Origin of the sequence: Sphingomonas sp., from assembly GCF_035998645.1 — a bacterium.
Taxonomy (GTDB): domain Bacteria; phylum Pseudomonadota; class Alphaproteobacteria; order Sphingomonadales; family Sphingomonadaceae; genus Sphingomonas.
On sequence record NZ_DASYHL010000003.1, the window covers coordinates 671,426 to 689,473 of the forward strand.

General features: G+C 66.3%; 19 protein-coding genes. 10 read left to right on the forward strand and 9 right to left on the reverse strand.

Going from position 1 to position 18,048, the window contains the following annotated elements; genetic code table 11:
* Positions 1 to 35: 35 nt before the first annotated feature.
* Complete coding sequence (gene parE, locus VGN66_RS07075; RefSeq protein WP_327518138.1) at positions 36 to 2,018, reverse strand: DNA topoisomerase IV subunit B; 1,983 nt, start codon at positions 2,016 to 2,018, stop codon at positions 36 to 38.
* A 144-nt stretch (positions 2,019 to 2,162) separates the two neighbouring features.
* Between parE and VGN66_RS07080 the strand changes: the two genes are divergently transcribed.
* The gene (locus VGN66_RS07080; protein ID WP_327518139.1) at positions 2,163 to 2,999 is read left to right on the forward strand and encodes an outer membrane protein; all 837 of its coding nucleotides are present in this window, start codon (positions 2,163 to 2,165) and stop codon (positions 2,997 to 2,999) included.
* A gap of 93 nt (positions 3,000 to 3,092) precedes the next feature.
* Here VGN66_RS07080 and VGN66_RS07085 read toward each other — a convergent pair whose 3' ends face one another.
* From VGN66_RS07085 to VGN66_RS07095, 3 genes are all read right to left on the reverse strand, one after another.
* A complete protein-coding gene (locus VGN66_RS07085; protein WP_327518140.1) occupies positions 3,093 to 4,643 on the reverse strand; it encodes a methyl-accepting chemotaxis protein in 1,551 nt (516 codons plus the stop codon).
* Positions 4,640 to 4,951 carry a hypothetical protein gene (locus VGN66_RS07090; protein WP_327518141.1) on the reverse strand — a complete coding sequence of 104 codons (312 nt, stop codon included), beginning with the start codon at positions 4,949 to 4,951 and terminating at the stop codon, positions 4,640 to 4,642. The genes VGN66_RS07085 and VGN66_RS07090 overlap by 4 nt, the downstream gene beginning before the upstream one ends.
* A 77-nt stretch (positions 4,952 to 5,028) precedes the next feature.
* Positions 5,029 to 5,727, reverse strand: a complete 699-nt coding sequence (locus tag VGN66_RS07095; RefSeq protein WP_327518142.1) for a GcrA family cell cycle regulator — start codon at positions 5,725 to 5,727, stop codon at positions 5,029 to 5,031.
* 63 nt (positions 5,728 to 5,790) lie between these two features.
* Between VGN66_RS07095 and VGN66_RS07100 the strand changes: the two genes are divergently transcribed.
* Positions 5,791 to 6,636, forward strand: a complete 846-nt coding sequence (locus tag VGN66_RS07100; RefSeq protein WP_327518143.1) for an ABC transporter permease — start codon at positions 5,791 to 5,793, stop codon at positions 6,634 to 6,636.
* On the opposite strand, the gene VGN66_RS07105 is transcribed toward VGN66_RS07100, so the two are convergent.
* Positions 6,633 to 8,552 carry a sensor histidine kinase gene (locus VGN66_RS07105; RefSeq protein ID WP_327518144.1) on the reverse strand — a complete coding sequence of 640 codons (1,920 nt, stop codon included), beginning with the start codon at positions 8,550 to 8,552 and terminating at the stop codon, positions 6,633 to 6,635. The genes VGN66_RS07100 and VGN66_RS07105 overlap by 4 nt on opposite strands.
* A 301-nt stretch (positions 8,553 to 8,853) precedes the next feature.
* Between VGN66_RS07105 and VGN66_RS07110 the strand changes: the two genes are divergently transcribed.
* From VGN66_RS07110 to queE, 6 genes are all read left to right on the forward strand, one after another.
* Complete coding sequence (locus VGN66_RS07110; RefSeq protein WP_327518146.1) at positions 8,854 to 10,050, forward strand: aspartate aminotransferase family protein; 1,197 nt, start codon at positions 8,854 to 8,856, stop codon at positions 10,048 to 10,050.
* A gap of 56 nt (positions 10,051 to 10,106) precedes the next feature.
* Positions 10,107 to 11,030, forward strand: coding sequence for an ornithine carbamoyltransferase (gene argF / locus VGN66_RS07115; protein ID WP_327518147.1), 924 nt, complete (start codon positions 10,107 to 10,109; stop codon positions 11,028 to 11,030).
* A gap of 158 nt (positions 11,031 to 11,188) precedes the next feature.
* Positions 11,189 to 12,082, forward strand: coding sequence for an Hsp33 family molecular chaperone HslO (locus tag VGN66_RS07120; RefSeq protein WP_327518148.1), 894 nt, complete (start codon positions 11,189 to 11,191; stop codon positions 12,080 to 12,082).
* A 50-nt stretch (positions 12,083 to 12,132) separates the two neighbouring features.
* Positions 12,133 to 12,534 carry a hypothetical protein gene (locus VGN66_RS07125; RefSeq protein WP_327518149.1) on the forward strand — a complete coding sequence of 134 codons (402 nt, stop codon included), beginning with the start codon at positions 12,133 to 12,135 and terminating at the stop codon, positions 12,532 to 12,534.
* Between the two features lie 54 nt (positions 12,535 to 12,588).
* A complete protein-coding gene (gene queC / locus VGN66_RS07130; RefSeq protein WP_327518150.1) occupies positions 12,589 to 13,275 on the forward strand; it encodes a 7-cyano-7-deazaguanine synthase QueC in 687 nt (228 codons plus the stop codon).
* Between the two features lie 10 nt (positions 13,276 to 13,285).
* Complete coding sequence (gene queE / locus VGN66_RS07135; RefSeq protein WP_327518151.1) at positions 13,286 to 13,918, forward strand: 7-carboxy-7-deazaguanine synthase; 633 nt, start codon at positions 13,286 to 13,288, stop codon at positions 13,916 to 13,918.
* A 10-nt stretch (positions 13,919 to 13,928) separates the two neighbouring features.
* On the opposite strand, the gene VGN66_RS07140 is transcribed toward queE, so the two are convergent.
* The 3 genes from VGN66_RS07140 to lipB form a co-directional block, all read right to left on the reverse strand.
* Positions 13,929 to 14,483, reverse strand: a complete 555-nt coding sequence (locus VGN66_RS07140) for a hypothetical protein (RefSeq protein WP_327518152.1) — start codon at positions 14,481 to 14,483, stop codon at positions 13,929 to 13,931.
* A gap of 338 nt (positions 14,484 to 14,821) precedes the next feature.
* On the reverse strand, positions 14,822 to 15,073 hold the full coding sequence (locus VGN66_RS07145; protein WP_327518153.1) for a hypothetical protein: 252 nt from the start codon (positions 15,071 to 15,073) through the stop codon (positions 14,822 to 14,824).
* Between the two features lie 88 nt (positions 15,074 to 15,161).
* Positions 15,162 to 15,836 carry a lipoyl(octanoyl) transferase LipB gene (lipB, locus tag VGN66_RS07150; protein ID WP_327518154.1) on the reverse strand — a complete coding sequence of 225 codons (675 nt, stop codon included), beginning with the start codon at positions 15,834 to 15,836 and terminating at the stop codon, positions 15,162 to 15,164.
* 92 nt (positions 15,837 to 15,928) lie between these two features.
* Between lipB and VGN66_RS07155 the strand changes: the two genes are divergently transcribed.
* Entirely contained in the window at positions 15,929 to 16,753 is an 825-nt protein-coding gene (locus VGN66_RS07155; protein ID WP_327518155.1) for a hypothetical protein, read from the forward strand.
* Positions 16,750 to 17,484 carry a hypothetical protein gene (locus tag VGN66_RS07160; protein WP_327518156.1) on the forward strand — a complete coding sequence of 245 codons (735 nt, stop codon included), beginning with the start codon at positions 16,750 to 16,752 and terminating at the stop codon, positions 17,482 to 17,484. Before VGN66_RS07155 ends, VGN66_RS07160 begins: the two co-directional genes overlap by 4 nt.
* Here the strand turns inward: VGN66_RS07160 and VGN66_RS07165 are convergent.
* Positions 17,448 to 18,047, reverse strand: a complete 600-nt coding sequence (locus VGN66_RS07165; protein WP_327518157.1) for a GNAT family N-acetyltransferase — start codon at positions 18,045 to 18,047, stop codon at positions 17,448 to 17,450. The two genes, VGN66_RS07160 and VGN66_RS07165, sit on opposite strands and share 37 nt — an antisense overlap.
* Position 18,048: the final 1 nt, after the last annotated feature.

An 18,048-nucleotide genomic window follows, 5' to 3' on the forward strand; every position in this document is an offset into this window, starting at 1 on the left:
GCCGCCCCGCCCCGCAATGGCAGGACCGGCCCATGTCAGGCGTCGATCGCCTCTTCGTCCAGCCGCGCGGCATTTTCCTGAATGAAGGCGAAACGGTGCGCCGGGTTGGTGCCCATCAGCCGATCGACCAGATCCTTGACGCCCGCGCGCTCCTCATATTCCTGCGGCAACGTGATGCGCAGCATGCTGCGCGTCTTGGGGTCCATCGTCGTTTCGCGCAGCTGGCCGGGGTTCATCTCGCCCAGGCCCTTGAAGCGCGAGACCTCGACCTTGCGCCCCTTGAACGGCCCCGCCTCGATCTCGGCGCGGTGCGCGTCGTCGCGGGCGTAGAGGCTCTTGGCACCGGCGGTGAGACGGTAGAGCGGCGGTTGCGCCAGGTAGAGGTGCCCGCGCCGCACGATGTCGGGCATCTCCTGGAAGAAGAAGGTCATCAGCAGCGTCGCGATATGGGCGCCATCGACGTCCGCGTCGGTCATGATGACGATGCGTTCGTAGCGCAGATTGTCGGGCTGGCAGTCCTTGCGCGTGCCACAGCCGAGCGCCAGCGTCAGGTCGGCGATTTCGCTGTTCGCGCCGATCTTGGCACTGGTCGCCGATGCGACGTTCAGGATCTTACCGCGGATCGGCAGGATCGCCTGCGTCTTGCGGTCGCGCGCCTGCTTGGCGCTGCCGCCTGCGCTGTCGCCCTCGACGATGAACAATTCAGTGCCGGCAGGGTCGTCGGCGGAACAGTCGGTCAGCTTGCCCGGCAGGCGCAGCTTGCGGCCCGAGGTCGCGGTCTTGCGTTTGACCTCTCGCTCCTGCTTGCGGCGCAGGCGGTCGTCCATGCGCTCGAGCACATAGTTGAGCAGCGCCTTGCCGCGCTCCATCTTGTCGGTGAGGAAGTGATCGAAATGGTCGCGCACCGCCTTTTCGACCATCCCGGTCGCCTCGGGTGAGGTCAGGCGATCCTTGGTCTGGCTCTGGAATTGCGGATCGCGGATGAACACCGACAGCATCAGCTCCGACCCGACCATGATGTCGTCGGCGGTGATGTCCTTGGCCTTTTTCTGGCCGACCAGCTCGCCGAACGCGCGGATGCCGCGCACCAGCGCCTGCCGCAGCCCCTGTTCATGGCTGCCGCCGTCCGGGGTGGGGATGGTGTTGCAGTACCAGCTGTAGCTGCCGTCGCTCCATAGCGGCCAGGCGACCGCCCATTCGACGCTGCCCTGCGCTTCGCCGGGAAAGTCCTGCCGCCCCGCAAAAAACTCCGCCGTCGCACCCTCGCGCGCGCCGAGCTGTTCCTTGAGGTGGTCTGCGAGGCCGCCGGGGAACTGGAACACCGCTTCGGCCGGGGTGTCGTCGGAAATCAGTTCGGGCGCGCATTTCCAGCGGATTTCGACGCCCGCGAACAAATAGGCCTTGGACCGCGCGAGCTTGTAGAGCCGCGCGGGCTTGAACTGCATCTCGCCGAAAATCTCGGTGTCCGGCGTAAAGGCGACGCTGGTTCCGCGCCGGTTGGGCGCGGCACCGACCGCCTCGATCGGCCCCAGCGTCTGCCCCTGGCTGAAGCGCTGACGATAGAGCTGGCGGTCGCGCGCCACCTCAACCACCATGTCGGTCGACAGCGCGTTGACCACGCTGCTGCCGACGCCATGCAACCCGCCCGAGGTCGCATAGGCCTTGCCCGAAAACTTGCCGCCCGCGTGCAGCGTCGAGAAGATCACTTCGAGCGCCGACTTGTCGGGGAATTTGGGATGCGGATCGGTCGGGATGCCGCGACCATTGTCGACGACGGTCAGCCGGTTGCCGACGTCCAGCGTCACCTCGATCCGGCTGGCATGGCCGGCCACCGCCTCGTCCATCGCATTGTCGATGATCTCGGCGGCAAGGTGGTGCAGCGCGCGCTCGTCGGTCCCGCCGATATACATGCCCGGCCGGCGACGGACGGGCTCGAGCCCCTCCAGCACCTCGATCGAGGCGGCGTCGTAGCTGTTGGAGGGGGTGGCTGAACCGGACTGGAAAAGATCGGACGACATTTGTTCTGGCTAGTCCTCCCCATGCTCCGGGGCAAGCGCGGGTGTTGCTGCACGGCAACATGATCCCGGAAATTTGGAACGGGTCGGGAAAGAAGCGCGGTTTGCGTCGTTGAGCCCCCGCAAGTTCTAGGGAGTAACCGTCACATGCGTAATCTTTTTCTCGTCGGCGCAGCCGCCGCAGCCATCGCACTTTCCGCCACTTCGGCGTCGGCTCAAGACGGGTCCGACGAGTTTTCGGGCTTTTATGTGGGCGGTGCGGTAACCTATGATTTCCAGGGCAATGATCCTGGCGAACGCATCGCGTTTGACCGTAATCTCGATGGCACGTTCGGGGATCAGGTATCGACCGATGCTGGCGCGGACGCCTTCTCGCCCGGGTTTTGCGATGGTCGCGCACAGAGCGCGATCCGCGATACGGGCTGTGAGAATGATCGCAGCCGCGTGAGCGGCGCAGCGCGAGTCGGGTTCGACGTTCAGCGCGGCAATCTTGTCTTTGGCCTTGTCGGCGAAGTCGGCAAGGCAAACACCGTTGATTTCGTTTCGGCGTTCAGCACGACGCCGGCGAGCTACACGATCAGCACCCGGATGGATTGGAACGCGTCGCTGCGGGCCCGAGCCGGTTATGCGGCAAACACCACCCTGTTTTACGTGACCGGCGGTGGCGCTTACGCGGATCTGGACTCGCGTTTCGAAACGTCGAACACCGCCAACAGCTTCACGCCGACCGGCGGTGAAGACGCTTGGGGCTACACTGCGGGTGGTGGCTTGGAGCAGAAAATCTCGAAAAACATCTCGGTTGGCGTTGAATATCTTTGGACCGACCTGAAAATGGACGACTACACCGTCCGAGTGGGTCGCGGCACGGCTCTGGCGACGAACCCGTTCGTGCTCGCTCCAAACACCACTGGTACCGATCTTGTCCGTAGCGGCGACCGGCTCCGCTTCCACAGCGCGCGTGCCGTGGTGGCTTTCCGCTTCTAAAGCAGCGGTTGGAACAAAAACAGGGAGTCAGCGGCCCGGTCCGCTGGCTCCCTTTTTACGCAACTCGACCGCGAGACCATGTTGGGTCGACCCCTAAGCGGCATCGAGCTTGGACAGGAACCCCCGGGTCGAGTCATCGAGCGCGCGTGCCGTACGCGACAAAGCGCCAGCGGCTGCCGCCACGCGGTCGGACAGCTGCTCTGTTTCCCCAGCCATCGCCGCGACACCCCGCACGCGCTCGGCCATGAAGGCCGCACCAGTGGCGGTATCGCGCGCCGACCGGTCGATCGCCGTCGCGGTTTCGCGCTGAGCGTCCACCGCGGCGCGGATCGCCTCGGCAGCAGTGGCGAGGTCACCGACCATCGCAGTAATCTCCGACAGCGCATCCTGCGCGACTTCCGCGCCACCATGCATCGAATCGGCGAGATGGCGGATTTCGCCGGTCGCGCGCGCGGCTTCTCCGGCAAGTTGCTTCACTTCATGCGCGACGACCGCAAAGCCGCGTCCCGCTTCGCCCGCCCGCGACGCCTCGATCGTGGCGTTGAGCGCCAGCAAATTGGTGCGCGTCGCGATCTCGTGGATCGATTCGGCAAAGCTGGTGATGGTCTGCGAACGCTGCGTCAGCGCGACCACCGCGCCGCGCCCGCCATCGGAGATGCTGCTGGCGTCGTCGCTGCGCTGCGCCTGCTGGTCCGCGCTGGCGGCGATCGCGGTGATCGACGTGGACAGGTCGTGCAGGCGGATCGCCAGCGTCTCTGCCGCGCCAGAGGTCTGGCTGGCGCTCGCCGCCGTCTCGCCCGATTCGCGGCTCGCGCGGCGGGCGACGCCGTTGAGCGATCCCGCGAGCTGGTCGAGTTCGCTGGCGGCGGTGCCGACCGTCGCGACGATCCCGGTCATCGATTGCTGGAAGCTCTCGGCCAGGCGGCGATGGTCTTCGCGCCGGTTGGCTTCGGCTTCGCGCCGCTGCGCCTCGGCCTCGCGCGCCAGCGATTCGCGTGCGGCGCGTTCGTGATTCTCGCGGCGCGCCGAGTCGGCTGCTGCGCGCATCGCGGTTTCGGCCTCGACGCGTCGCTGCTCGGCGGTGGCGGCGGCCTGTTCGCTCAGCGCACGCGCCTCGGTATTGCGGGTCAGCAGCGTGCGGATGGTCTGCGTCAGATAGACCAGTACCGACGCCTGCAGCACCACCGCCAGCGCATGAAACAACACGCGCCCCAGATCGCCCGCGCCGGTGAACACCCAGGCAGGGGCGGCATATTGCAGAACGAGGTGATGGACGGTGATCAGCGCGGAGGCGAACAGGATCGCCCGTGCGTCACACAGAACCGTCAGCGCGGCCAGCGCGACGAAGAAATACATGTGCCCGTCCATCTGCCAGGCATGACCGCTGAGCGCATAGACCACGAGCGCGGGCTGAACTGCGGCGAGCGAGGCGATTACCAGCCGCGCCTGCGCATCGACGCGATGACGGCGGACCATCAGCGTCGGAAGCAGATTCGCGGCAATCCCGATCAGGGCGAGCGGGAACAGCCGGTCGCTCGACGCGATCAGGCTGATCAGCAGGACGGCGGCGGTGTTGATCCAACTGGCGGTGACCAGCACGGTCGCGCCGCGCTGACGCAGCAAGCTAATATCGTTGAGGGTCATGCCGCGCTCCCCGGACCGCACAGGCCGCGCGGCGCGGCGAGCGCGATGACGCCGCGCCAGGCAAGCGGTGCGAGTCGTGCGCGAACGCCGTTGACGATGATCATGTTGGGCATTGGGCCGCGTCCGGCCAGCACCGCGCCAGCCTCCAGCGCCGGCCCGACCAGCCGTCCGGCATCGCGCCCATCCAGCGCGATCAGGACCATCGGCCCCTCGCGCGGCGGCCACAGCGCGAGGGTTGCGACGCTGACCAGAACGAGGCTGGCCTGACTGATGATGGCACCGTGCCGGCGCAGGGGGAAAGCATACATGATGCTTCCGACCTACGCCTTTGTGGTTAAGCGACCGTTTACCCGGATTGAGGGTCTAACCGCTTGATCGCGCGTCCTTAACGGACGCGCGGGCCGCCATAGGGCATTGGCGGCGGCGGGCGGCGATCACGACGTGGCAGCTGCGCCTGATAGGCGTGGCCGCAATGATCGACGCAATAGGGGAAGCCGGGGTTCACCTTTTCGCCACAGAAGTGGAAATCAGGCTCGCCCGGATGGCCCAGCGGCCATTTGCAGATGCGATCGTTGAGGTCGAGCAACGTCGTCTTGCCCTCGATCTCCTTGCTCGGCTTGGCGGGAACCAGACGGCGCGGCGGGGCAGGGGCGATCGGCGGGGCCTGTTCGCCGGGGTTCTGACGGATGAACCCGCCGGGGCCGACCGAACGCAGCACCGGGCCTTCACGCGGGGCGGGGGTGGGGGCGGGCGCCTCATCCTCGTCCGCATCCTCGTCATCGACGACCGGGGCGGGGGCTGGCGGCGGGGCAGCGACGGGTGCAGCCGCGCGCGGCGCGGGTGCGGGCGCTACCGGAGCGGGCTTCGGCGCAGGCGCTGCGGCCGGAGCCGGGGCCGCGGCCGCCTTGGCCTCGGCCGTGTTCGCCTTGACCGGCGACGGGCGCGAGGCGAGGCCCAGGCGATGCGCCTTGCCGATCACGGCATTGCGGCTCACTCCGCCCAGTTCCTCGGCAATCTGCGTCGCGGTCAGGCCGCTGTCCCACATCTTGCGCAGCGTCTCGATCCGTTCGTCGGTCCAGCTCATTTGTCGTCCCTAAAGAATCAATCCCGTTGCCGGGTGTGGCCGCAGCGATTAACCGGCCTTTGCATGACCGACCAGTCCCCGCCGCCCGAAAGCATGATCGCCGGCCCCGGCGTTCCGGTAATCCGTAACGTGAATTGGGGCGGGCTGTGGACCCTCTATGTGAAGGAGGTGCGCCGTTTCTTCAAGGTGCAGCTCCAGACGGTGTGGGCGCCGGCGGTTACGACGCTGTTATTCCTCGTGGTATTTACCGTCGCTTTGGGTGGTGGCGGGCGCACCGTGACGCTCGGCGACAGCGCGATTCCCTTCGCCAACTTCCTCGCGCCGGGGCTGATCGTGATGGGTATGCTCCAGAATGCGTTCGCCAATGCCAGCTTCTCGCTGCTGGTCGGCAAGATTCAGGGGACGATCGTCGATTATCTGATGCCGCCGCTTTCGACGGGCGAGTTGCTCGCGGCCTTGTGCGGCGGCGCGGTGACGCGCGCCTTTTGCGTCGGCGCGGCGGTGTGGCTGGCGATGGCGCTGTGGCCTGGCGTCAGCGTGACCCCGGCGCATTTCTGGGCGATCCTGTGGTTCGGGTTCTTGGGATCGCTGTTCCTGGCGCTGATGGGGGTGCTCACCTCGATCTGGGCGGAGAAGTTCGACCACGCGGCTGCGGTGACCAATTTCGTGGTCGCGCCGCTCGCCCTGCTATCGGGCACCTTCTATTCGGTCGATCGCCTGTCGCCGCTGTTTCAGGCGATCAGCCACGCCAACCCGTTCTTCTATATCATCTCCGGCTTCCGCTACGGCTTCCTCGGCGTCGCCGACTCGCCGATCCTGGTGGGCAGCGCGGTGATCCTCGCGCTCGACATCGCTTTGGCCCTCGCCTGCTACGCGCTGCTGCGCTCGGGCTGGAAGATTAAAAGCTAAAGCTGGGGCAGGTCGCCGAGCGCCGGGACGGTGAAGCGGAACACCGCACCATGTGGCTGGCGGCTTTCCGCGACCAGCGTGCCACCATGTGCCTCGACAATCCGCTTGGAAATGTTGAGTCCGATGCCAAGGCCCGTCTCGCCCTTGGTCGATGAAAAACGCTGGCCCAGCCGCTCGGCAAAGCCCTCGGGCAGGCCCGCGCCATTGTCGGAAACCTCGATTTCCACCAGATGATCGCCCGCCTGCCGCGCAACGATGTCGATCCGGGCTTCGCGCCCCGATTCGTCGCACGCCTCGAACGAGTTGCGCAGCAGATTGACCAGCACCTGCTGGATCTGGATGCGATCGACGTAAACCGGCGGGGTATCAGGCGGGATATCGACGGTCAGCCGTCCTGCCACGCGGCGCGAACCGATCCGCACCAGATTGACGGCGTCCTGCACCACCGCTTCCAATGGCTCGCGCCGCAATTCGATCTCGCGATTGGCCAGAAATGCGCGCAGTCGGCTGATGATGCCCCCGGCGCGGAGCAGCTGGGTGCTGACTTCCTTGAGGTGCTCGCGCGCCTTGTCGGTGTCGCCGCGCTGATCGAGCACATAGGCGGCGGTCGAGGCATAGTTGGTGGCGGCGGTCAGTGGCTGGTTGATCTCATGCGCGATATCGCCCGCCAGCTCGCCCATCGCGTTCTGCCGCGACAGGTGCATCAGCTGGAAGCTCAGGCCGTTGAGCTGGTCCTCCATCGACATCCGCTCGGACAAATCGCGGACGAAGGCGACGCAGACGCGCTCGCCCTCCTGCTCGGCGATGCCCAGCCTCAGCTCGGCCGGGAAGCTGGTGTCGTCGGAGCGTCGCCCGGTGGTGATCGTCGCACCGCCATGCGTGCCGCTCGGGGTGCGCACCAGCGTCTCGAACGTGTCGATCGGCGCTTCGAACAGGGCGTGGAGCGATTGGCCGGTCAGCTCGGTATCGCCGCATCGCCACATCAACGGCGTCGATGCGCTGTAGGTACGGATCACCAGGTCGTCGCCGGTGATGATCAGCGCGTCGGGCGCGGTGCCGAGGATCGAGTGGAGCTTGGCTTCGCCGCCTGCGAGCATCCGGTTCTGACGGCTCGCGCGGTGGGTGACGTAGGAGAGCAGCGCCGCCAGCACCACCAGATTGGCCATCGCGATCAGGAAATAGAGTTCGGCATCCGACAGCACCGCGCGCTGCCGCAGACCGATCAGGACCAGCGCCGGCACTACCGAGCACACAATGATCAGTGGCTGGATCCGCTGCAGCGTGTCCCACGGTGTGTGCTGGTGCGGCGTGCTTCGCACCATCTCCAGCGACGCGAGGATCGACCCGCACAACAGCAGAATGGGCACCGCCGATGCCGCCGCCACGCCAATGAACCGCGCGCCCGCGCTGAATTGGGTGGCAACGGTGAAGGTGAGGAGGAGCAGGGTCGCCGCGACCGCGATCCCGGTAACCTGCCCGACCCACGCGCGCGCCATCGCCGAGCCGGAACTGCGCAGGAACAGCGCGGCCAGCAGCGCAGCAAGCACTGCGACCGCGCCCATTGGTGTGATCGGTCGCTGAAGCGCCGCCGACGACGCCATCGTCTCGGCGAACAGCATGCGCGAGATACCGCTATCCAGCCCGCTCAAATGCTGAATCAGGATCAGCAGCAGGTAGATCAGCGGGAAAATCAAAAGCGCCTGAGCCGGTCGGCGCAAGCCCATCGAACTGAGAATCCCCGCACTCGCCATCAGGAAGAAGGAAAAGGCGGTCATCGGATGGATCGGACGCGACGGGGCGCCCAGTCCTCTCAGCAGCGCGACATCGAACGACCATCCGGCGAGGATCGCGAGCGGAAGCAGCGCCGCCCCGATCGCCAGGGCGAGCGCCAACGAGATCCGGGGGCGCTGATGCATCAGGCGCTGTACTCCCGGGCGGTCATGCGGATCGGCACCTCATGCGTTTGCCGGACGCGACCGCGCGTCCGCCCTCTCTCTAACCTCGCCCGGCGCAGTCGCCCGCTACCGGCGCGCTTGTGTCGCGCGTTTCTGCTCATCTACGTCGCGCGGCGATACAAGTCATTAGCGGTTTGCGCCAAAGGTCGCGGGCACGCGAGGGGTCGCGTCATGATGTTGACGCCTGGGAGACGAAATCCTAGGGTTCGGGGAGGGCGGTTCGCAGATGGGCCGCCCTTTTCTTTTCTGAAGGAGGCTGCCCGTGTCGATCACCCCGCTCATGCCCGTTTACCCACGGTGCGGTGTGCGTCCGGTGCGAGGCGAAGGCTGCTACCTGATTGGCGAACGTGGCGAGCGCTATCTCGACTTCGCCGCCGGCATCGCGGTGAACGCGCTGGGCCACAGCCACCCGACCTTCATCAAGTCGGTGCAGGATCAGGTCGCGACGCTGATGCACGTGTCCAACCTCTACGGCTCGCCGCAGGGCGAGGCGCTGGCCGCACGCATCGTCGAGACGAGCTTTGCCGACACGCTGTTCTTCACCAATTCGGGCGCCGAGGCGATCGAGTGCGCGATCAAGACCGCACGCCGCTATCACTATGTCAGCGGCAACCCGCAGCGAACCAAGATCATCACCTTCCACAACGCCTTTCACGGGCGGACGATGGGCGCGATCTCGGCGACCAATCAAGCGAAGATGCGCGACGGCTTTGAGCCTTTGCTGCCCGGTTTCGACTATGCGCCGTTCAACGACCTCGACGCGGCGCTTGCCCTGATCGACGACACCACCGCCGGCTTCATGGTCGAAACCGTGCAGGGTGAGGGCGGGATGACTGCGGGCAAGGCCGAGTTCATCCAGGGCCTGCGCAAGGCGTGCGACGACCATGGCCTGTTGCTGATCCTCGACGAAATCCAGTGCGGCTATGGCCGTACCGGCAAGATGTGGGCGTATGAGCATTACGGCATCACCCCCGACATCATGACCGTGGCCAAGGGGATCGGGAACGGCTTCCCGCTCGGCGCGTGCCTCGCCACCGAGGAAGCGGCGAAGGGCATGGTGTTCGGTACCCATGGCTCGACCTATGGCGGCAACCCGCTGGCGATGGCGGCGGGCATGGCGGTGCTCGACGTGATGCTGGAGCCCGGCTTCCTCGATCATGTCACCGCGATGGGCGATCGGCTGCGTGCGGCGTTCGAGCAGATGATTCCCAACCACGACCATCTGTTCGAGGAAATTCGCGGCAAGGGCCTGATGCTCGGCATCAAGCTGAAGGAACCGGCGGTTGCACGCGACTTCGTGGCGCATCTGCGCGACCATCACGGCCTGCTGACCGTCGCGGCGGGCGAGAATGTGTTCCGCGTCCTGCCACCGCTGATCATCGACGACAGCCATGTCGCCGAGGCGGTCGAGAAGCTGAGCGCCGGCGCACACAGCTACAAGATGCCGGAGGCGGCGTAGCCAATTGCTCCCCCGGTGCGCTGGGGGAGCAACCCTGGCCGTAGGGGGAAGCTGAAATGACCTACCGCAATTTCCTGTCGCTGAGTGACGCTGGCCCCGATGGGCTGGCCGCGATCCTTGCCGAGGCGATCGACCGCAAGGCGGCACGTGCCGGGCTGCCCAGGGGTGCGGTCGATTTCGACGCGCCGCTTGCCGGGCACACGCTGGCGATGGTCTTCGAGAAAAGCTCCACTCGCACCCGCGTCAGCTTTGAAATGGCGATCCGCCAGCTCGGCGGCAGCGCGATCGTGCTCGATGCCGCGACCAGCCAGCTGGGCCGTGGCGAGACCGTGGCCGACACCGCGCGGGTCCTGTCGGGCTATTGCGACGCGATCATGGTCCGCACCGACGACCATGCCAAGCTGCTGGAAATGGCTGAATACGCCAGCGTTCCGGTGATCAACGGCCTGACCGACGACAGCCATCCGTGCCAGATCGTCGCCGATCTCCAGACGATCCTGGAGAATGGCAAGGCGCTGCCGGGGCTCAAGGTCGCCTGGCTTGGTGACGGCAACAATGTCCTCGCCTCGATCGTCGAGGCGGCGGGGCTGATGCACTTCGACGTCGTCGCCGCCTGCCCGCAGAGCTTTTCGCTCCCCGACGCGGCAATGGCGCTGGGCAAGGGGCGCGCAACCTGCGTCAACGATCCCGCCGAGGCGGTGGCGGGGGCCGATATCATCGTCACCGACACCTGGATCTCGATGGGCCAGCTGCACGCCGAGGCCAAGCTCGCCGCGCTCGCGCCCTATCAGGTCGACTCCGCGCTGATGGCCAAGGCCAAGCCCGACGCGAAGTTCCTCCACTGCCTCCCCGCGCATCGCGGTGAGGAGGTGACGCCCGAGGTGATCGACGGTCCGCAATCGCTGATCTGGCCGGAGGCGGAGAACCGCCTGCATGGGCAGAAAGCGGTGCTCCGCTGGTGCTTCGGGCAGATCGGGTGAGTTGACGGGGGCCGCTTCGCCCCCCACCTAGCCGTCACCCCGGCGAAAGCCGGGGCCCACCTCCCGCATGTTCCGTCTGCCCGACAGCCGTGTTGCGCGCGGCGGGTGACACGAGATGGGCTCCCGCGTTCGCGGGGGTGACGAAGGGAAGACTTTACATGACGACCACCGACCTCGACCGCACGCTCAACTTCACGATTCCCCAGCGCCACGCGCGCGGACGGATCGCGCGGCTGGGTCCGGTGCTGGGCGAGATTTTGGCCGCACACGCCTATCCCGCGCCGATCGAGCGCTTGCTGGCGGAGGCGCTGACGCTGACCGCGTTGCTCGGCTCGACGCTCAAGGATGCGGGCGGGCAGCTGACGCTTCAAGCGCAGGCACAGGGCGGCATCGTCAGCCTGATGGTGTGCGACTACAAGGGCGGCGAGCTGCGCGGCTATGTCCAGTATGATGCCGACCGGCTGGCGGAGCTGGGCAGCAATCCGTCGCTCTACGCGCTGTTCAACCAGGGCTATCTGGCGATGACCTTCGACCAGGCAACGACCGGCGAGCGCTATCAGGGCATTGTCCCGCTCGACGGCGGATCGCTGGCCGAGGCGGCGGAGAATTATTTCGACCAGTCGGAGCAGATCCCGACCTTGGTGCGGCTCGGCGTCGGCCATGACGCCGCCGGCAAGTGCATCGGCGGCGGCCTGTTCCTGCAGCATCTTCCCGAGGGCGAGGAAGGCGGCGAGCGGCTGCACGCGCGCGAGGTTCATCCTGAATGGGAGCATGTCGAGGCGCTGGCCAGCACGCTGGGCGAGGACGAGCTGGCCGACGCCGCGACGTCGCTCGAAACCCTGTTGTGGCGGCTGTTCAACGAGGATGAGGTGCGCGTCCAGTCCGGCGGCGATCTCGCCCGTGGCTGCCGCTGCGACCCCGACTATATCGGATCGGTCTTGGCCAAGTTTCCGGCCGAGGATCGCGCCGACATGGCCGAAGACGGCTTCATCACGGTCGATTGCGCATTCTGTGCAAAGAAATTCCCGATCGCGCTCGACAGCTTCGTATGACTGAAATCGTCAGCGAATTGACAGGTGAAACGTGCTAGAGGAGCGATGAAATGAAAAAGCTTCGCGCCCTTGCGACTGCGGTCGCCCTGCTTGCTTCCCTCGCTGCCGGGAGCGCCATGATGCGTGCCGACAATGGTCTGACCGCGCTCGGGAAGATCGAGCGTGGCGAGTGGACGCTGCGGGCTGCCGACGGATCATCGCGCAGCATCTGCGTCACCGACCCCCAAATGCTGCTCCAGCTGCACCATCGCGGCGCGGCGTGCACGCGCTTCGTGGTTGAGGATGGGTCGCTGGGCGGGCGGATCACCTATAGCTGCCCCGGTATCGGCAACGGCGCGACCCGCGTCGTGGTCGAGACGCCCCGCCTGATCCGTCTGGAAAGTCAGGGGATCAGCCGTGGCCTGCCGTTCTCGTTCGAATATGAAGGCCGTCGCACCGGCCCCTGCCGCTGAGGCGGCCACTCCGCTTCCTTGCCGCACCGCGGCAAAGGCGGTAGCGCAGAGCGGATGACCGAAGCCAGCTATGCCGTCGCCCTCGTATCGGGCGGACTTGACTCTTACGTCTCAGCCGCTTGTGCGCGTGCCGACGGGCACCGCCTGCTTGCGCTGTCGATCGACTATAACCAGCGCCATCAGGTCGAACTGGCCGCGGCGCGGCGGATCGCTGCCGTTCTGGGGGCGGAGCGACACATCGTCCTCCCGCTCGACCTGTCGCTGTTCGGTGGGTCGGCGCTGACCGCCGATATCGATGTGCCCAAGGACGGCGTCGGGCCGGACATCCCGGTCACCTATGTCCCGGCGCGCAACACGATCTTCCTCAGCCTTGCGCTCGGCTGGGCCGAGGCAATGGGTGCGCGCGACCTGTATCTCGGCGTCAATGCGCTCGATTATTCGGGCTATCCCGATTGCCGCCCGGAATTCATCGACGGATTCGAAAAGCTCGCCGAACTCGCCACCAAGGCGGGGGTCGAGGGGCACCCGTTCCGCATCCAGGCGCCGCTCGTGTCGATGAGCAAGGCGGACATCGTGCGCAAGGGTACCGAACTGGGCCTCAACCTCGGGCTCAGCTGGTCGTGCTACGACCCCGCGCCGGGTGGCGTGCATTGTGGTCGCTGCGACAGCTGTCGCCTGCGCGCCAAGGGGTTTGAGGAAGCGGGCATCCCCGATCCGACCCGCTATGCGGTCGCGGTCTGAGGCAATCGTCATGAGCTATGCGGTCAAGGAAATGTTCCTGACCCTCCAGGGGGAGGGGGTGAACGCCGGCGCGCGCGCGGTGTTCGTCCGCTTCGCCGGGTGCAATCTATGGTCGGGCCGCGAGCAGGATCGCGCGACGGCGATCTGCAAATTCTGCGATACCCAGTTTGTCGGCACCGACGGTCTGGGCGGGGGTAAATTCGCCGATGCCGATGCGTTGGGCGATGCCGTCGCGGGATTCTGGGGTGAGGGCGCGGACCACCGCTTCGTCGTGCTGACCGGGGGCGAGCCGATGCTGCAGGTGGACGACGCGCTGGTCGACGCACTGCACGCGCGCGGCTTTCGCATCGCGATCGAGAGCAACGGCACGCTGCCCGTTCACCCCGGCATCGACTGGATCTGCATCAGCCCCAAGGCGGGCAGCGCGGTGGTCCAGCGACGCGGCGACGAGCTCAAGCTGGTGTGGCCGCAGGCGGGGAGTGATGTCGCGGAGATCGAGCAATGGGACTTTGCCCATTTCCTGATCCAGCCGATGGACGATGCCAATGCCCCCGCCAACGTTCAGGCGGCGGTCGATTTCGCGCTCGAACGCCCACGCTGGCGCCTGACGCTTCAGGCGCACAAGACGCTGGGGCTGCGCTGACCCGTCCGGCTTAGCGGCGCTTTTTCTTCTTCGCGCCGGGTGCGCACCGCGCGGGAACATAGCCGCCCTTGTCCCAGCAATCCTCGTTCGCGAACTGCGGATAGGTGAATTGCTGCGCCTCAGCGAAACGCATCGGGAATTGCTGCTCGCCCCAACGCACCAGGCTGTTGCGGATCACTGGAAGCTGCTCTGCGGCCAGCTCGCCAAAACTGCCGCGCGGCGTGAAGATCGCTGCGTGCGAGACCGAATCGGCGGTCTGACAAAAGGTCAGCTGGGCATGCACCGCCGAGTAGCTCGAATAGACGCGCGTGCCATATTGATCGAGCGCGGTCTGGCCCGCCTTGGGCGTCTTGTGCGTCCGCATGAAATATTTGGTCAGCACGGTGTAGGAGTTGTTCAGCTCGACCTTATGGTCGCGCAGGATCGTGTTGTAATTCGGAAGCGTCAGCAGCGTCGGGCCAAACTGGCACTGCAGTGCGGCGACGTTGAGCGCGGCGCGCAGGTTCCACACCATCGCCGCCCGCAACTCGGCTGGCGTCGCGCCCGGCAATGGCGAGGCGAGCATCCCGGTTTCCGCACCGGTGATCCGCGGCGCACCGATTTCCGGGGCCTTAAAATAAAATTGAGCGGATGCAGGTGCCGCTGCGAACATCGCGCCGCCCAGGGCAGCCGATAAAACCAGACGCGAAACGAACATTAACCAACCCTCTCGAACCCTGTCCGGGTTGGGTTACGGAGTTTTGGCGCCGCGCCCAAGTGGTTTTTGGCACCGAGTCGTTGCGGTGGCGCAAGGGGCCGCGCCCCGCCGTGGGACAGGCGGGACGCGTTGCCCTGCGACCCATGCAAAAGGGCCGCCCGGTCGCCCGGACGGCCCCTTCAAACACGCAATTGCCGAACGGCAGATTACATGCCGTTGCCCATGGTGTCGTTCGCCATCATGTCGCCGGCCATGCCGGTGTCGTTGCCGGTGGCGCCATCGACCATGGTCATGTTGTCGCTGACGGTGCCGTCGATCATGCCTGCATCGGTGGTGTTCGCGTCCATGACCGTCGTGTTGTCGGCGGTGTTCTCAGCGGTGCCGCCGCACGCCGAAACGAGCAGCGCTGCGCTGGCGACCATCGACACGGAAACGGCCTTGGTGAAAAGTGCACGCATAAAATTGGGCTCCCTAGATAAAAAGCGGGGGCGGCATACCGCAAAATCCCCGCGCCACGTCAGATACTAAACGCTTCGCGCCACGCCCTCAAGCCCCACTGTTGGGCAAGCGCGCGCACGCTCCGCCTACGGAATTCAGAAAGGCAGGAAACGCAAACGCCAGGGCCGCGTCAAAAGTTGCAGGTGTGATGGTTTTTCCAAGCTGCGCCGCGCTTGTCACCGGAAATTCCGGCAGGCCGCACGGGACGATTCCACCGAAATCGGCAAGGTTCGGGTCGAGGTTCACCGCAAAGCCGTGCATCGTCACCCAGCGCCGCACGCGCACGCCGATCGCGCCGATCTTCGCCTCTTCGCCCCCATCGCGGGTCCAGATGCCGATGCGCCCCTCGGCGCGGAATGCGTTGATGCCCAGCTCGGCCAGCGCCGCGATCACCCAGCCTTCGACCGCATGGACATAGCAGCGCACATCCTTATTCCGCTGCGACAGGTCGAGCATCGCATAGCCGATGCGCTGCCCCGGCCCGTGATAGGTGTAGCGCCCGCCGCGCCCGGTCGCGAACACGGGGAAGCGCGGGTCGATCAACTCGGCCGGATCGGCGCTGGTGCCCGCCGTATAGACCGGCGGATGCTCCAGCAGCCAGATCTGCTCGCGCGCCTCACCCGCCTGAATCGCCGCGACGCGTGCCTCCATTTCCGCCAGTGCTTGCGGGTAGGGGACGCGCCCTTCGGACACGCGCCATTCGATGCCTTCGACCAGTTCCATCCCCGCCAGATGCGATGCCGGACGCGCCAGCGCAAGCATGTGGCATCACGCGCGCGGATCGGCTAACGCAGCGGCTAAGGGGAGTAGTGCATATGGTCAGTATGGGTAGTGTCTGGGATCGGACCGCAGAGTTTCTGAGCGACAATCTCGGTAGCTTGTTGCCGATCGCGCTGCTGGCAATCTTCGTTCCCTCCACCATTTCGGCCAATCTTTCGGGGCTGCAGCAGAACGCGACGCCGGGCACCGCCATGTTGCTCGGCCTTGGCGTGTTCCTCCTCGCGATGATCAGCTTCTGGGGCCAGTTGGCCGTGACCGCGCTCGCGATCGACCCTGCGCAGGGTCATCAGGCGAGCCGGGTAGCCACCCGCCGCTTTCCCGCCGCACTGCTGCTGATGATCGTCCTGGTCGTCGTCATGGTCGCGCTGATGATCCCCGTCGGGGTCATGCTGGCGGTCGGCGGGGTCGACATGACGTCGCTACAGGGCAGCGCGATGCCCGATATCCCCCCCAGCGTCGCTGTGTGGGTATTCCTGTACTTCTTGGTAGTCCTGGTGCTGGCGGTGTGGGTCTTCGCGCGTCTGGCTGTGGTCATTCCGTCGGTCGTCGGCGACCGGCTGGCGATCGGCGCAATCACGCGGTCGTGGCGGCTGACGCGGGGCGTGGCGCTCAAGATTGTTGGCGTGCTGATCCTCTATGGGATCGTCTCGATCGTCGCCAACCTCGCTGCGACCACCGCGTTCGGCGCAGTCATGTATCTGGTCGCCGGCCGCGGGGAGGAGGGTATCTCCCTCGCCTCGGTCCTCACGACCATCGTCGGCGGCGCGGTTTCGACGGGCTTCACGGTGCTCGGTACCGCGTTCCTGGCCAAGCTCTACATCGCGCTGCTCGCGCGGAATGAGGCAACGGCGAGCGCATGACCTTCTCATTCCGCGGCGTTTTGGCGGACGCCGCGATCCTGTGGCGTACCGATCGCGACCTGATGGTGCCGATCGTCGGCATGTTCCTGCTGCTCCCGATCCTCGCCATCGCGTATCTGTCGACGACGATCGCGATCGCCCCTGACGCTGCGCCCGAAGATATTCGTGGAGCGGTCGCGGCATTTTATCGCGCGAACATCATTGCCGTCGTCGCGATCTCGCTGACGCTCGAATTCGGCACGCTGATGTTGCTCAACCTCTATCTCCAGCGCGGCAAGAGTGTCGGCGAGTTGCTGCGCGTGAGCGGGCTTCGGCTGCTCCCCTGGGTGCTTCTCGCCATGGCCAATGGCGCGATCCTTCAACTGGGCTTTGCGTTGTTCATCCTGCCCGGCGTCTATATTTTCGGGCGGACCTGGATGATGGGCGCGGCCTATGTCGCGGAGCCGGAGCGCGGCCTGCTCGGCGCGATCGAGCGCGGGTTTCGGCTTAGCGCCGGTTATGGCTGGTGGCTGGCGCTGCTCGGCTTTGGCGTCGGGGCCGTGATTTTCGCCGCAGTTTTCGCCTTGGTGATCCTGGTCCAGCTGCTGGCGGCCGCGTTCGGCGGCGGGACGCTCGTCTACGCCGTACTGCTCGTGCCGGTCGCGGCGGCGGGGGCGGCGGCCTACGCTTTCTTCACGCTGGTTCGGATCGCCGCCTATCGTCGGCTGGGCGGGTCGATCAACGGGATGTGAGGGGCTGCGTCGCGGGGCAGGTGCCCGGTGACGCGCGGATCGGCAAAGGTCTCGATCGCCCGGGTAAACGGCACGAAGCCCGACGCGCGGTAAAAGCCCAGTGCCTTGGGGTGATCGAGCGTGCAGGTGTGCACCCACACCCGCGTCACATCGGGCCGCCATGCCCGCATCAGCGCGTGCGCCATCAGCCAGCGGCCATGCCCTGCGCCGGTCAGTTCGGGCACCAGCCCCACGAACGACAGCTCGCACGTCGCGGCCTCACGAAAATCGAGTTCGAGCATACCGACCTCGATCCCGCGCGGATCGACGACCGCGAAAATCTCGAGTCGCGGATCGTGGATGATCGCGGTGAGCCGCGCCTCCTCCATCACCAGCCGCGAGAACCACAGCCAGGGCGAGCCGACGCGCGCGAACAGGGTCCGGTACTTGTCGGGGCTGGGTGCCTCCCACCGCACCAGCCGCAGCGGCGATTCGGGCATCGGCCGGGGCCGCGGCCGCTCGCGCATTTCGAGGCTCGTGACGATTGCCGCAACCTCGCCGGGCTTTACGGGAAGCAGCCCCATC

Coding starts and splice junctions, on each gene's coding strand:
- VGN66_RS07090 (WP_327518141.1), bottom strand. CDS start 4,951: ATGTATGCTTTCCCCCTGCGCCGGCACGGTGCCATCATCAGTCAGGCC.
- VGN66_RS07165 (WP_327518157.1), bottom strand. CDS start 18,047: ATGGGGCTGCTTCCCGTAAAGCCCGGCGAGGTTGCGGCAATCGTCACG.
- VGN66_RS07100 (WP_327518143.1), top strand. CDS start 5,791: ATGACCGACCAGTCCCCGCCGCCCGAAAGCATGATCGCCGGCCCCGGC.
- VGN66_RS07095 (WP_327518142.1), bottom strand. CDS start 5,727: ATGAGCTGGACCGACGAACGGATCGAGACGCTGCGCAAGATGTGGGAC.
- lipB (WP_327518154.1), bottom strand. CDS start 15,836: ATGGAACTGGTCGAAGGCATCGAATGGCGCGTGTCCGAAGGGCGCGTC.
- VGN66_RS07155 (WP_327518155.1), top strand. CDS start 15,929: ATGGTCAGTATGGGTAGTGTCTGGGATCGGACCGCAGAGTTTCTGAGC.
- queC (WP_327518150.1), top strand. CDS start 12,589: ATGACCGAAGCCAGCTATGCCGTCGCCCTCGTATCGGGCGGACTTGAC.
- VGN66_RS07140 (WP_327518152.1), bottom strand. CDS start 14,483: ATGCTCGCCTCGCCATTGCCGGGCGCGACGCCAGCCGAGTTGCGGGCG.
- VGN66_RS07105 (WP_327518144.1), bottom strand. CDS start 8,552: ATGCATCAGCGCCCCCGGATCTCGTTGGCGCTCGCCCTGGCGATCGGG.
- VGN66_RS07160 (WP_327518156.1), top strand. CDS start 16,750: ATGACCTTCTCATTCCGCGGCGTTTTGGCGGACGCCGCGATCCTGTGG.
- VGN66_RS07145 (WP_327518153.1), bottom strand. CDS start 15,073: ATGCGTGCACTTTTCACCAAGGCCGTTTCCGTGTCGATGGTCGCCAGC.
- queE (WP_327518151.1), top strand. CDS start 13,286: ATGAGCTATGCGGTCAAGGAAATGTTCCTGACCCTCCAGGGGGAGGGG.
- VGN66_RS07125 (WP_327518149.1), top strand. CDS start 12,133: ATGAAAAAGCTTCGCGCCCTTGCGACTGCGGTCGCCCTGCTTGCTTCC.
- VGN66_RS07085 (WP_327518140.1), bottom strand. CDS start 4,643: ATGACCCTCAACGATATTAGCTTGCTGCGTCAGCGCGGCGCGACCGTG.
- argF (WP_327518147.1), top strand. CDS start 10,107: ATGACCTACCGCAATTTCCTGTCGCTGAGTGACGCTGGCCCCGATGGG.
- VGN66_RS07120 (WP_327518148.1), top strand. CDS start 11,189: ATGACGACCACCGACCTCGACCGCACGCTCAACTTCACGATTCCCCAG.
- VGN66_RS07080 (WP_327518139.1), top strand. CDS start 2,163: ATGCGTAATCTTTTTCTCGTCGGCGCAGCCGCCGCAGCCATCGCACTT.
- parE (WP_327518138.1), bottom strand. CDS start 2,018: ATGTCGTCCGATCTTTTCCAGTCCGGTTCAGCCACCCCCTCCAACAGC.